A 12,759-nucleotide genomic window follows, 5' to 3' on the forward strand; every position below is an offset into this window, starting at 1 on the left:
ATGAGGCTGGCGATGGCCGCCAGCATCAGGGTACAGGCTGCGGGGCATCGCGAAGCGCGCAAGCGGGCATAACGGACGGGCTGCTGACAGGCGCGTCCGTGACGCGAGCGGGCGCTCTCACCTGCGGTTTGTAAAAGCCTCGCCGATCTGCCGCGCGCGCTTCACTTCGTCGCTGTGCAGGTATATCGACGTCGTGGAGACGGAAGCGTGCCGCAGGTTGTCGCGCACCGTGGTGAGTTCGGCGCCGTGCCCCAGCGCGTAGGTGGCGTGGGTGTGCCGCAACCAGTGGGGGCTCGCGCGGCGCAGCTTCTCCGCGAGCGGCGGGTGATCGGTCTCGATCGCATTGGCGGCAAGGACGAGAAAGCGCTCGAGCACGCTCCACAGCCGCACACTGCTGATGGCCGCGTCACTGTCCGCTTCGAGGCTGCCGATGACCGGGGTATCCGGCCGCCAGCGCGCCGTAGTAGTCGGCAACTGGCGCCCGGCCAGATAGCGGAGCAGTGCGTCCCACGCGAGCGGCGGCAGCGCCACCCGCGCCATCTTGCCGCCTTTGCCGGTGACCCGCAGCCAGTGCTCGCCGCGTGCGTCCGTCTCGATGTGGCCGAGCGTCGCGCCGACCAGCTCACTCGCGCGCAAACCCGTCGCAAAGCCGAAATCGAGCAGGAACCGCAAGCGCTGCGCGGCCGGAACCGTCCAGCCGTGAGACCATTCAAGCCCGTCGGCCATCGTACGAACCAGTGCCCATTCGCCGTCGGTAAAGGCGCGCGCCGCGTCGAGCGCCGATGCCGTCTTGCCGCCGCGCACCTTGATGCCCGCAAACGGATTGGCCAGCACGTAGCGCTGCTCCACCAGCCAGCGGAACAGGGCGCCGAGAATCGACAGCGCGTGCGCGACCGAGCGCGCCGACAGGGTGCCGTTAAACGGCCGCCAGTCCGGCGACGTGCGCGGGCGCACCGGGCCGATCCAGCGTCCCCGCGGCGACGGATGACGCAGGAACGTCCGGTAGGCGATCGCGTCTTCGGTCGTGAGCGACGACAGCGCGCGGCCGCGCTCGACGATGGCCCAGAGGATCAGCCGCTCGGCTTCCTTGCGGTAGGTCCGCTGCGTGGCGGGCGACTCGTGCAGGGACAGCCACGTCTGCAGGGCCTGGTAGTCGTTGGACGCGTCGAGCGTGCAGGTGGCGGGCGGTGCGCGGAAGGTGCCCGCGGAGCCGTCGACCTCATGCGGCAGTTTGAGGGTTTCCCACGGCACGATATCGCCGTGCTGGCTCGCGACCACCAGCGCACGCGCCCGGTCCGTGAGGGCGGGCCAGGCGGCGAAGAGCGCCTCGATCGAACGGGCGCCCGCCATGCCGAGCCCCGGCACGGCCTTCCACCACTGGCGTCGGCGCGGAATGCGCACGGTGAGGTCGGCGAGCGTCCTGATGCCGTACACGTGCAGTGCGCGCACCGCGCGCGGGGAAAACCACTGCGCGATGTCGTCGGCGATCTGCGGTTCCGGAGGGCGTGCTGTGCGCAGCGCATCGATCGCCTGCGCCACGCCTTTTGCGTGCTGCTCGCGTCCCGCTACCGGATGAGTGAGGAGTGCGACGAGATCGTCGCGATGGGCCGCGCGGGCAACGTCCACCAGCCTGCTGCGGATGCGCCCGAGCACGCCGCGCGCCGACTTCCCGTCACCGAGTGCAGAAGGCAGGTAACGCACGACGGCCTGCCGCACGGATACACCGGCGTACCACGCACGCAGCAAGGCAAGCTCGTCGGCGCCGGGAAAACCGGATGCGGAAGATTCAGCGTCAGCAGCGGGCGCGGAGGGCAGGGTGAGGCGCGTTTTCATACCTTGGAGTTTAGCGTAAAAACAGACACATTTAGATAAGAAAACTTATCTATATAGACCGGTTTCGCAATGCGATTTTTGCACCCGTATTTTCACGGATTGGTGTGGGCACCCTTGTGAGGGATGGCGCGGTGTCCTTATCGACGATAACTTCCTTACCCCCGCCCGACGCCGGATGGGCCGGGCGGGGATCATCATTTCCGCATCAACGCGGTGCGACTTCGTGCAGCGATCTGCGCTACCCGACGCCGCTCCGTCCGACTGTGGTAAAACAGCGCGCGAATGCGCCGGTCTGCGGCGCGCAGATGCAATCAGGAGCCGAGGTTGAGAAGGAAGTCAGGGAACAGCTCGCACGTCATCGCGGTCCGCGTCGAGGCGGCGATCGAACAGCGATTGAGACTGCTGGCGGAAGTCACAGGGCGCAGCCAGTCGTTTTTTCTCAAGCAATTGATCGAGAAGGGCATCGGCGCGATGGAACACGCGTGGCTGCCGCAGGAAGTGGTGGCCCAGGTCCGCAGCGGGACACTGCCGGAGCAGCAGCGTGCCACAACCCTGGATCTGTTCCGGGATTCAAATTGCGAGCAGTGAGCACGGTCGCACCGCGTATCCGTGAGGGACGGGCGGCGGGAGGACGCAACTCGCCCACGTCGCTCAGATGCTCAGATGAAGCAAATCGTAGCTTCAGTCCGCAATGAAGGGTCGGTTAGTGGCTATGTACCCCTTCATTTCAGGACAAACCGGCCACGCGACGTGCCGGGGCGGAAAGTAGGAGCTTTCATACCCTTCATTTGTGGACATTGTCCGTCGCGTTAGTAGATACCGACGCGAGCCCAGCGATCTCTGCGTCATGGACGCTCGTCTCGGTGGATCTTTGCGCCGGCCGCGAGCCGGCTGATGGGCGGCATCGCAAGGCGTCGTCAGGAAAGCGTGCCGGTCAATAAAGTGGATCTTTGATCGCCCGTTCCCCGGGGTGGCAACGTTGATTGCCCGTCAGCGCAGCGCCGCTCTGAAGGCGGTTGCGCGCAGGCGCGCAGATCGGGTAGGGTGACGGCACCCAGCTACCTCCAAAGGAAACCACCATGAACAAGCAGGAACTCGTCGACGCCGTCGCCGCGAAAACCGGCACTAGCAAGGCACTTGCCGCTGAAACGCTCGACGCGCTGATCGGCACCATCATGGCGACCGTCACGAAGGGCGACGCCGTGCAGCTGATCGGGTTCGGGGCGTTTTCGACCGGGGAGCGCGCCGCGCGCGTCGGCCGCAATCCGGCGACTGGAGCCGAGATCAATATCCCGGCCGCGAAGACGGTCAAGTTCAGCGCGGGCAAGGCGTTCAAGGACGCGGTGAACGGCGCCTGAGTCTTTTTACCCCGATCGCGCAGACAGCGTCCGCGGCGCATGGTAAGCCCGGGCGGCTTGGCCAGGTAGCATCGGGGGCCGCGAAACCGCGATGGGCCTTGACAGCCATACAGACAGGCTTTTATGGAAAACAGACGATCGCGACGCCAATGGGACGTGCTGTGTCCGCGCATCGGCGCGCCACCTGGCTACCGTGCGCGTGATCGCCGAAGCGCGGGGGCAGCGCGCGATGACCGAGTCGCTCGATATCAATGGCAGAATTTCGTCGACACAGTGAAGTAGGGCAGTCCGCAAGAGCTCGGGGCGCAGCGCGCCCTAATAAAGGTCGACCCCTCCTCATACAGCCGTTTAAAATCGTGCGACCGAAGAAAAAAACGACTGAGTGAGCTCAAGCGAGCCGCTGCCCACGTTGGGAACTGCCGGATGGATTCTCTTCCCTCCTGTTTCAAATTCAGCGCTCCAACGATTCGCAGCGCTGGCCCGTCTTGAAGAACAAAGATTGAGGCGCATCCAGACGCCTTCGGCGTGGCTCTCCGATCGGCGCTGCATGCCTTACTGCTTCAGATGCCTTGTGCTGAATGACGCGGACGTATCGGCACCTCGCTGGAAACGCGAATGGCTCGAACCGACGGTTGAATTCTGCACTGTGCATCACACGCTTCTGGAAACAGTTCCCGCCTCCATATTTCGTCTCTCGGGTCACTTTGATGCGGCATTGCGCGCGATCAGCCGTTATCGCGAGATGTGTAAGTTCAAAGACATCCGCCGGTTGCGTTAGCGTATTTAACGGACACGATTAGCGCTTCAACGGACATCATTAGCAAAATCTACGGACTTCAACACTTGCTGATGCCCAGCAGGCGCGGCGTGCCTCCGGAGGAATGCTGGCGCGGGGACCAGACCCAGCCACGCAGCGAGAATCCGTACGATGGATCGCGCGGATACGTCCCTCCAGTTCGGCCACCTTGTTGCCAAGTTCGCGCAGGTGCTCGACGAGCATCTGGATTAACGCCCGGAACGGCTCGCAATGCTCATTGTCGCGACTGGAAAGAGCCTCTATGGCCCGCTGCCCCAGCAGTCGGATACCTTGTGGCAGTGCGATACCGAATTCGCCCAGAAGCCCGCGAATCTGGTTGGCCAGGGCTGTGCGCGACTTGACCAGCCCGGCGCGTGCCCGGTGCAGCGACAGCATTGTCTGTTGCACCTGCGTCTTGACCGGTACGAAGCGCATGTGCGGTCGTTGTATCGCCTCGCAGATGGCCTCGGCGTCAGCCGCGTCGGTCTTGTTGCTCTTTACGTAAGGCCGGACGAACTGCGGGGCGATCAGTCGGACGGTGTGTCCGAGCTTTGTGAGCTCCCGGCCCCAGTAGTGCGACGAGCCGCATGCTTCCATGCCAATCACACACGGTTCAAGCGTGGCGAAATACCGAAGTACATGGGGGTGTCCGGAATTTTGTGTAAACGGGTTGAGGTTTAACCCGGCACCAGCCGCTCTTCGAACTGGATCGTGAATCGGTTCAGTGCGGCTTTCCAGTCGCGGATCGGCATCGTCCACTTCTTGCTGATGTTGTTCAGGGCCAGGTAAAACAGCTTGGTGACGGCCTCATCGGTCGGGAACGAGCTGCGGGTCTTGATCACCTTGCGCAGGCTCACGTTGATCGATTCTATGGCATTCGTGGTGTAGATCACCTTCCTGATCTCCGCTGGGTAATCGAAGAACGGAATCACACGTGCCCAGTTGCGTCGCCAGCTCTGTCCGATGGACGGATAGTCCTTGTCCCACCTGGCCTCGAAGGTGCCCAGCATCTGTTCGGCCAGTTCGACGGTCGATGAAGTGTAAATCGTCTTCAGGTCGGCGGCGACTTCCTGCTGCATTTTCCACGGCACGAAGTTCAGGCTGTTGCGCACCATATGCACGATGCACAGTTGCACGGCCGCTTTTGGGTAGACCGCTTCAATGGCTTCAGGAAAGCCTTTAAGCCCGTCGACGCTGGCGATAAAGATGTCCTGCACGCCGCGCGTCTTCAGCTCAGTGACCACCTGCAGCCAGAACTTGGCCCCCTCGGTCTGGGCGATCCACAGTCCCAGGACTTCCTTGTGGCCGGCCATGTTCACGCCGATGGCCAGGTACACCGCCTTGGTCCGCACCGCGCCGCTGTCGCGCACTTTGACGTGAATGCAGTCGAGATAGACAATCGGATAAAGCGCGTCGAGCGCACGGGCCTGCCAGACCTTCACCTCATCATTGACGGCGTCGGTGACCGCCGAGATCAGCGTCGGCGAGACCTCCGTGCCGTACATTTCTTCCAGGTGCCCCTGGATCTCGCGCACGCTCAGGCCACGCGCATACAGCGAAATGATCTTGTCGTCGAAGCCCGTCCAGCGCGTCTGATGGCGCTCCACCAGCTTCGGCTCGAACGCCCCCTGACGGTCGCGCGGGATATTGAGCGGCAACTCGCCAAACTCCCCCTGCAGCGTCTTCGCGCTATGGCCATTACGGGTGTTGCCCGTGGCATTGGTCACCGTTTCGCTTTTGCCATGGCCCAGGTGTTCGGACATCTCCGTCTCTAACGCACGCTCCACCAGCATCTTGGTAAGCTGCTTGAGCAGGCCGTTCTCACCTATCAGGTCTTCCGGCTTCTGGTAATTCGCCAGCAGGCTGTCTGCCAGCTTGACGAGTTCAGCATTGGGTTTCTCTCTTTTATTGCGTTTCGCTACGGTCATCTATGCTCCTGTTGCTGGCAGTCTCCTGCCAAATGACCGTTTACACAAAACTTTTTACACCCTCAAGTACATCCGCGCGTCTCAGCTATTTGCGTACAACAATGTGGCCTTGCGAATCCACTGCGTGAACCTGCAGCACGCTCTTGGCCCGATCCAGTCCAACAGTCGCTATATTCATGATGAACGCTCCTTTGCCGTGGACGTCCCGACTTCTCCACTTTGGCATGCATCTCTCGCCGCTTAGCGGGAGTCGTCCATCACATCAGAGCCTCCGTGATCCGGAAACCTGGCCGCTAGCTACTGCAGTCGTCCAGCAATGCCTGGAGCACGCGCTGCTTCGATCGTTCAATGTGCCCCATCATCTGCGTCACCGCGGCGTTCTCGTCTCGTGTCTTCACCACCTTCAGGAATTGCAAATGCTCCTCCATGGCCGGCAGGATGCGCATGGGCCGTATGACGTGCGCATCCAGGCGAATGAGCCGGACGTGCAGGCTGTTCACGCGATAGAGTTCCGAAAGGATCTCGTTGCCGATCGAATCGACCATGAAATCGTGCAGGCCCCAGTCGACTGCCTGGGCATCGCGATCGAGTTCCGCGTCGGGCGTGGCCGCGCGCGCCCGCTTGAGAATCGCTTGATGTTCGCGTTCGAAGCGGGTGAGATCGGCGTCACTTACATTGCGCACGAAGTGGAGCACGGCCTCTCGTTCGATCATCGCTCGGATCTGGAACGCATTGCGCACCAGCTTCAGATCAACATGCGCCACCTGCAGACCACGCTTGGGCACGGTGCGAATCAGTCGCGCGGCCTCCAGACGCGGGATCATTTCCCGAACCGCCGCGAGCGGCAGACCTAGCAGTTCCGTCAACTCGCGCTGTGACACGAACTGCCCCGGCTTCAGTCCGGCGTTCATGATCTGCTGGCTAAACCCTTCATAGGCCATATCCCGTAGCGCAAGAGTGGGAGGGCGCGGCTCGATGGCTACCATTGCGTTGGATGCTCCATTTATTTTGTTCGGTCAAGCATAAACGATTAGCGCGCTCTCGCGTCGTCTGACCGCGACCTTACATCGTACGTATTTCCACTGATAGCGCAGTAACATGTTACAGATATCATTCTAACCTGTGACAAGCGAAGCCTGCTCGCATCCCCCCGGTTGGCCACAATAATGATGGTTGAGCTGTCCGGCCAAAACCTTTCAACTCCTTGATCAAGACCGACTCATGAGCTTCGAACTTACCGGCATCATCCCTCCCGTCGTTACACCTTTCACTTCAGACGGCGAAATCGACGAGCAGGCCTTTCGCAACGTCGTTCAGTTCAACGTTCGCAAGAGGGTACACGGCCTGTGCGTGGGCGGCAGCAGCGGCGAAGGCCACACGCTGAGCCAGCACGAACTGGCGCGCCTCACCCAGATCTGTGTCGAGGAAGCGGACGGCCGCATTCCCGTCATGGTCGGCATCATCGCGAACAGCACGCGCGATGCGATTTCCCGCGCGAAAGCCATTGCGCATCTGCCCGTCAAGGCATTGCAGGTCACGCCGGTGCACTACGTTTTCAAGCCGGACGAGCAGGCTACTTTCGAGCACTTCAAGGCCCTGACGAGCGCGGTCGATATTCCCGTGGTGATCTACAACGTGGTGCCGTGGAACTACCTGTCGCCGGCACTGCTCATCCGCCTCATGAACGAGTTGCCGGGCGTGCAGGGCGTCAAGCAGAGCGCCGGCGACCTCAAGCTGATGGCCGATCTGCTCATCGGCGCGCCGAAACATGCGCGCGTCTACACGGCGGTCGATGCGCTGCTGTATCCGTCGTTCGCGCTCGGCGCGCACGGCACGATCGCGGCGAACCCTGCCGCGGTGCCTGGAGTCTGCGTGTCGCTGTGGAATGCAGTGAAGAGCGGCGACCATGAGCGCGCGCGTACCATCCATGAAGCGTTGCTGCGTTTCTGGAACGCGATCTTCGCCGACAATCTCCCCGCGAACATCAAGACCGCGTTGACGTTGCAGGGTTGCGACGCCGGCCTGCCGCGCATGCCGATGCCGCGAACCACCGAAGCGCAGTTGGCCAACATCAAGCGCGAGCTCGATGCCGTGTTGCGCTTCGACGCGTAACGAACCGAACAGGTTTGCCGTGCGCACGCCAGGTTCCTGGCCGCGCGGATGCGGGCGCGCGAATGCTGCCAGAGCGGCGGACGTGCCCGCGGCATCGCCCGAGATAAAGTGGAGGAGACAAATGACACAACAGGCTGAGTCGTTGGACTCGCGGTCTTCCGGGACCGCGGCTAGCGCCGCGAATCGCAGTACACGCCGCGAATACGCAAAGGTCGCGTTCGCCAGCGCAATTGGCACCATGGTGGAGTACTACGACTTCACCTTGTATGCGACGGCCACTGCGATCGTTTTCAACAAGATTTTCTTTCCGGCCCATGACCCGCTGATCAGCACGATCGCCGCGTTCGCCACATTCTTCATCGGCTACTGCGCGCGACCGCTCGGCGGCATTCTTTTCGGTCATTTCGGCGATCGCGTCGGGCGCAGGAACATGCTGCTCCTGACCGTGCTGATCATGGGTGTTGGAACCTTTCTGATCGGACTGATGCCGACCTACGCGCAGATTGGCGTCTGGGCGCCGATCCTGCTGCTCGTGCTCCGGTTGCTGCAAGGCATCGGCATTGGCGGCGAGTATGGCGGCGGCATGGTGATGGCCATCGAGCATGCGCCGCCACGCATGCGGGCGTTCTGCAGTTCGGTCGTGCATATCGGTTTGCCGGCGGGCTTCCTGTTGCCCATCGCGCTGATGGGTGGCCTGTCCGCGGCATTGACCGATGAGCAGTTCCTGAGTTGGGGATGGCGCCTGCCGTTTATCGGCAGCATAGTACTGGTCGGTCTGGGGCTGTTCATTCGCTTTCGTATCGACGAATCGCCGGACTTCGAAGCCTCGGCGCGCGAGAAGGCGCCCCCGAAGCTGCCGATCGCCGAAGCGCTGCACGACCATTGGCTGCGCATCCTGCTGGGCATCGGAGCGAAGATTGCCGAGAGCGGTCTGTTCAACATCTACGCGGTTTTTGCGATCACGTATGCGGTGACGGTGCATCACCTGCCGAAGTCGCTGGTGCTCAACGGGATTCTGGTCGGATGTCTGGCTGAGTGCGTGACGCTGCCCATCTTCGGCTTGTGCGCGGACAAGTTCGGCCGCAAGCCGGTGTATGTGTTCGGCGCGCTGTTGCAGGCCGTCTTCGCGGCCCCGTTCTTCTGGTTGATGGACGCAGCCACGGCGCCGTCCATATGGCTCGCGGTGTCGATCGGTCTGGGACTTGGGCATGGGGCGATGTTCGGCGCGCAGGGCGCCTTCTTCTCGGAACTGTTCCCTGCGCGTGTCCGCTACACGGGCTTGTCTCTCGTGCAACAGATCGGCCCAATTCTCGGCGGTGGTCTGTCGCCGCTCGTCGCGACGGCCTTGCTGATGCACTTCAACGCCTACTGGCCGATAGCGGCGTATATGGCGGCGATCGCGGTGCTTTCCGCGTTGTGCGCCCTGGCGCTGCCGGAAACGAAGCCGGCTGCCGGACGCCGTTGATACCAGGGCATCCTCGCCCCGGTTTCCGATAGATCGAGATACCTAACACAGGACGCTGTCGCGCACGACGGCGGCTTCCTTCTTCGGCCGGAGCAAACGTGAAGAAGATATTGAACGAACCGAATGACTACGTCGATGAAATGCTCGACGGTCTCTGTGCCGCGCACCCCGATGTCTACCGGCGCGCTCACGATGCACCTCGCGTGGTCGTGCGCGCGGGCGGCGCCAGAAAAGGTAAGGTGGGCATCGTGACGGGCGGCGGCTCGGGCCATCTGCCGGTGTTCCATGGCTACATCGGGCTAGGCTTGCTCGATGCGGCAGCCGTGGGCAACGTCTTCGCCGGGCCGCGGGTCAATGATTGCCTCGCGGCGATGCGCGCTGCCGACGGCGGCGCAGGCGTGCTGCAACTCTACGGCAATTATGGCGGCGACCGGATGAACTTCGAGATGGCGAAGGAGCTCGCCGAACTCGAGGGCATGACGGTGGCTTCGGTGCGGGGTGCGGATGATGTCGCAAGCGCTTCGTTAGAGGAAAAAGAGAAGCGTCGCGGCGTGGCCGGTCTCGTCTATGCGTTCAAGCTAGCCGGCGCGAAAGCGGAAGAGGATGCGCCGCTTGCCGACGTCGCGCGCGTCGCCGAGCGCGCCGCCGACGCTTGCCGGTCGATCGGTATAGCGCTGGCTCCGTGTGTCGTCCCGGAGGCGGGGCGTGCGTCGTTCGAGATCGCCGACGATGAAATGGAGTTCGGCATGGGTATTCACGGCGAGCCCGGCATCTGGCGCGGCAAACTCAAGCGCGCGGACGAACTCGCCAACGAGATGCTCGAACGGCTGCTCGCCGACTTGACGCTCATGCGGGGCGACCGGGTCTCCGTGCTGGTGAATAGCTTGGGCGCGACGCCGCTCGAAGAACTCTACATCCTGTATCGGTCCGTGCGGGCGGCGCTCGCCGGGAAGGGCATCGATGTCGAGATGCCGCTGGTCGGACGTTATGCAACGTCGATGGAAATGACGGGGGCGTCGTTGACGCTCTTGCCACTCGACGATGAGTCCGCGCGTCTTCTCGCGGCTCCCACGAACTGCCCATTCTGGAACGCACGATGATGGTCAATGCAGCACAACTGAAAGATGCAATCACGCGCGTGTGCGTCGGACTACACGCCGCCGCGGCTGAACTCAATGCCCTCGACGGACGACTCGGCGACGGCGACCTCGGCGCCACGCTCGACAAGTGCGCGACCGAGGTCGAGGCCACTCTGGCTCAGATGAACGACACGTTGACCGACGTCTTCCGCCGCGCGGCGCTCGGCTGCGCAAACGCGTCGGGATCGAGCTTCGGCACGCTGCTCGCGCAAGCGCTGCTCACCGCAGCGAATCAAACCGAGCAGGTTGCCGAACTCACGCGCGAGAATGTGGTTGCCATCATTCGACGGGTAACGGATGTTTTATTCGCAAGAGGCGGCGCCAGCTTGGGCGACAAGACGGTGCTGGACGCGCTGCATGCGGTTGGCGACGCACTTGAAGCCGGAGCGGCCTCCGATGTTTGGAGAAACGTCGCGTGCAGCGCGATCGAACAGACACTCAGTGCGTTTCGCGGCCGTCCAAACCGCATTGGACGCGCGCGAATGTTCGCGGAGCGCTCGGCGGGGCAGGATGATCCGGGCATGGTAGCGCTGCTGCGCATGGCGCAGAGCCTTTAAGGCTCCCTCGGGAATGCCATCACAAACCCTTCCAGGAAAGACAGACGCATCTACATTCGGCTCGTTGAGGGATTGCCGCGACGGGCGTTTCCAGGCATTAGTGCCGTGAACCGCGCAAGTTGAGAGATAGATGCCCGACGATGAAAGCGCGCGACTAGACAATCTCGACAGAGGTGTCACAAGCAATCGATTCAACGTGCTGAGTCGAGTGAAAATAGGGCTACTAAGGAACAACAATAGTGAAACGATTGGTTTCGGTAGCTGTATTGAGCGCCTTGAGCTGCCGGGGTTGTCCAGCTGGTAACGTACTTACCTCCAGTGAGTCATAGACAATCCCGTTAGTCAGCCCTTGTGCATAAATCAGGTAAGCCTCTTTGCAGAATTTCCTGGGTGCAGGCCGCATTCTGGATCCGACTTCGTGTGCGCATTCATTCCTCGATTCTACGGAGTGCTGGCCTTTGATTCTTATCGCCCGAGCTCAGCGCAGGTATGGTCGGCAAGGATTGTGGTGTGCATACACGGCCGCAATCTGCTGCAGGGGCAATCAGTGGGTCGCTCGTGCCTGATTTAACACCTGAAACCGCTCACTCGCGGCTTCACGAAACATTCTGCAGGGGGCACTCTCGCGCCCGGCATCGTATACAAGTTCTAGCCCCACGGTGGTGTGTGGACCTTTATCTTTCAATGGGCGAAACACAACACGCGAGGATGTATCACTCGCTGCCGAGGCCGGCACGAGCGCGACCCCGAGGCCGTTCTCCACTAGCAGAATCACCGTCTGAACCTGTAACGTTTCGTGCACCACGCGCGGCACAACACCTGCCGTTTCGAACGCACGCATCGTCAACGCGTGCATGCCGGGCGCCTTATTTGCCGAATAGCGGATGAATGGCTGGTCAGCGATGTCTTTGAGCCTCAGGCTCGTCCGCGCGGCGAGGGGATGACCTGCGGGCAATGCAACACTCAGTTCGTCCTGTTCCACGAGTTCGAATCTCAGGTTGTCGCAGGTCCTGTCCTGCCGGGCAGCGGCTATCACAATACCTATGTCGATCTCCCTGCGTTCGAGCGCCTCGAGAATCCACGAATTACTGTTCTGCACGAGTTTGAGCGTCACGTCCGGATACTGCTCGCTGAAGAGCGGCAACATGCTTGGGAGAAACGCGTACTTGGCCGATCCGACGAAGCCAATCTGCAGTTGCCCCGTCAATCCGAGGCCGGCGGACCGCGCGAGACGGGAGAATTCTCCGGCGTAAAATAGCGCTTGACGCGCGGATTCCAGCGCGGCGCGACCGGCCCGTGTCAACTCGACCGTATGGGTAGTGCGTTCGAACAGACGTGCACCGACTTCGTCTTCAAGCTTGCGTATCGACACCGATAGGGGCGGGGTTGTCATTGAAAGTCGCTCTGCCGTTGTGCGAAAGCTCAACGTGTCAGCCAATACGACAAACTGGTGTAGCTGTCTGAGATCCATGGTGTTATCCAAACCGAAATAGTAACTTCGAATTTAATACTACACCGTGCTTCCAACCTGTCACCATAGGTACAACAACTCAGAACACGCGGAGACAGAC

At 61.8% G+C, this 12,759-nt stretch carries 10 protein-coding genes and 1 pseudogene; 6 read left to right on the forward strand and 5 right to left on the reverse strand.

Translation table 11 applies throughout. The features are described 5' to 3' along the window. Positions 1-117: 117 nt before the first annotated feature. Entirely contained in the window at positions 118-1,815 is a 1,698-nt protein-coding gene (locus B0G71_RS38395; RefSeq protein ID WP_404935502.1) for a phage integrase family protein, read from the reverse strand. Between the two features lie 411 nt (positions 1,816-2,226). On the opposite strand from B0G71_RS38395, the gene B0G71_RS38400 reads away from it, so the two are divergent. Further along, positions 2,227-2,421, forward strand: coding sequence for a hypothetical protein (locus B0G71_RS38400; RefSeq protein ID WP_309546292.1), 195 nt, complete (start codon positions 2,227-2,229; stop codon positions 2,419-2,421). A 491-nt stretch (positions 2,422-2,912) separates the two neighbouring features. Continuing rightward, positions 2,913-3,191 carry an HU family DNA-binding protein gene (locus B0G71_RS38405; RefSeq protein ID WP_116149594.1) on the forward strand — a complete coding sequence of 93 codons (279 nt, stop codon included), beginning with the start codon at positions 2,913-2,915 and terminating at the stop codon, positions 3,189-3,191. An 842-nt stretch (positions 3,192-4,033) separates the two neighbouring features. On the opposite strand, the pseudogene B0G71_RS38420 reads toward B0G71_RS38405, so the two are convergent. From B0G71_RS38420 to B0G71_RS38430, 3 genes and pseudogenes are all read right to left on the reverse strand, one after another. Then, positions 4,034-4,590: pseudogene (locus tag B0G71_RS38420) on the reverse strand (IS110 family transposase); the annotation flags it as partial. Between the two features lie 74 nt (positions 4,591-4,664). Continuing rightward, positions 4,665-5,915: an IS256 family transposase gene (locus tag B0G71_RS38425; protein ID WP_116149600.1), complete on the reverse strand. Its 1,251-nt coding sequence runs from the start codon at positions 5,913-5,915 to the stop codon at positions 4,665-4,667. 293 nt (positions 5,916-6,208) lie between these two features. Further along, complete coding sequence (locus B0G71_RS38430) at positions 6,209-6,901, reverse strand: GntR family transcriptional regulator (protein WP_116149602.1); 693 nt, start codon at positions 6,899-6,901, stop codon at positions 6,209-6,211. 235 nt (positions 6,902-7,136) lie between these two features. On the opposite strand from B0G71_RS38430, the gene B0G71_RS38435 reads away from it, so the two are divergent. The 4 genes from B0G71_RS38435 (at position 7,137) to B0G71_RS38450 (ending at position 11,188) form a co-directional block, all read left to right on the forward strand. After that, positions 7,137-8,027 carry a dihydrodipicolinate synthase family protein gene (locus B0G71_RS38435; protein ID WP_116149604.1) on the forward strand — a complete coding sequence of 297 codons (891 nt, stop codon included), beginning with the start codon at positions 7,137-7,139 and terminating at the stop codon, positions 8,025-8,027. Positions 8,028-8,148: 121 nt separating this feature from the next. Next, positions 8,149-9,492: an MFS transporter gene (locus B0G71_RS38440; RefSeq protein WP_181916964.1), complete on the forward strand. Its 1,344-nt coding sequence runs from the start codon at positions 8,149-8,151 to the stop codon at positions 9,490-9,492. 98 nt (positions 9,493-9,590) lie between these two features. Next, positions 9,591-10,592 (forward strand): dihydroxyacetone kinase subunit DhaK, encoded by a 1,002-nt coding sequence (locus B0G71_RS38445; protein ID WP_116149608.1) that lies wholly within the window; start codon positions 9,591-9,593, stop codon positions 10,590-10,592. After that, the gene (locus tag B0G71_RS38450) at positions 10,589-11,188 is read left to right on the forward strand and encodes a DAK2 domain-containing protein (protein WP_116149610.1); all 600 of its coding nucleotides are present in this window, start codon (positions 10,589-10,591) and stop codon (positions 11,186-11,188) included. The genes B0G71_RS38445 and B0G71_RS38450 overlap by 4 nt, the downstream gene beginning before the upstream one ends. A gap of 544 nt (positions 11,189-11,732) precedes the next feature. Here the strand turns inward: B0G71_RS38450 and B0G71_RS38455 are convergent. Next, positions 11,733-12,659 carry a LysR family transcriptional regulator gene (locus B0G71_RS38455; protein WP_116149612.1) on the reverse strand — a complete coding sequence of 309 codons (927 nt, stop codon included), beginning with the start codon at positions 12,657-12,659 and terminating at the stop codon, positions 11,733-11,735. Between the last annotated feature and the right edge of the window lie 100 nt (positions 12,660-12,759).

The sequence above is a fragment of the Paraburkholderia sp. BL27I4N3 genome (assembly GCF_003386115.1).
GTDB lineage: Bacteria > Pseudomonadota > Gammaproteobacteria > Burkholderiales > Burkholderiaceae > Paraburkholderia.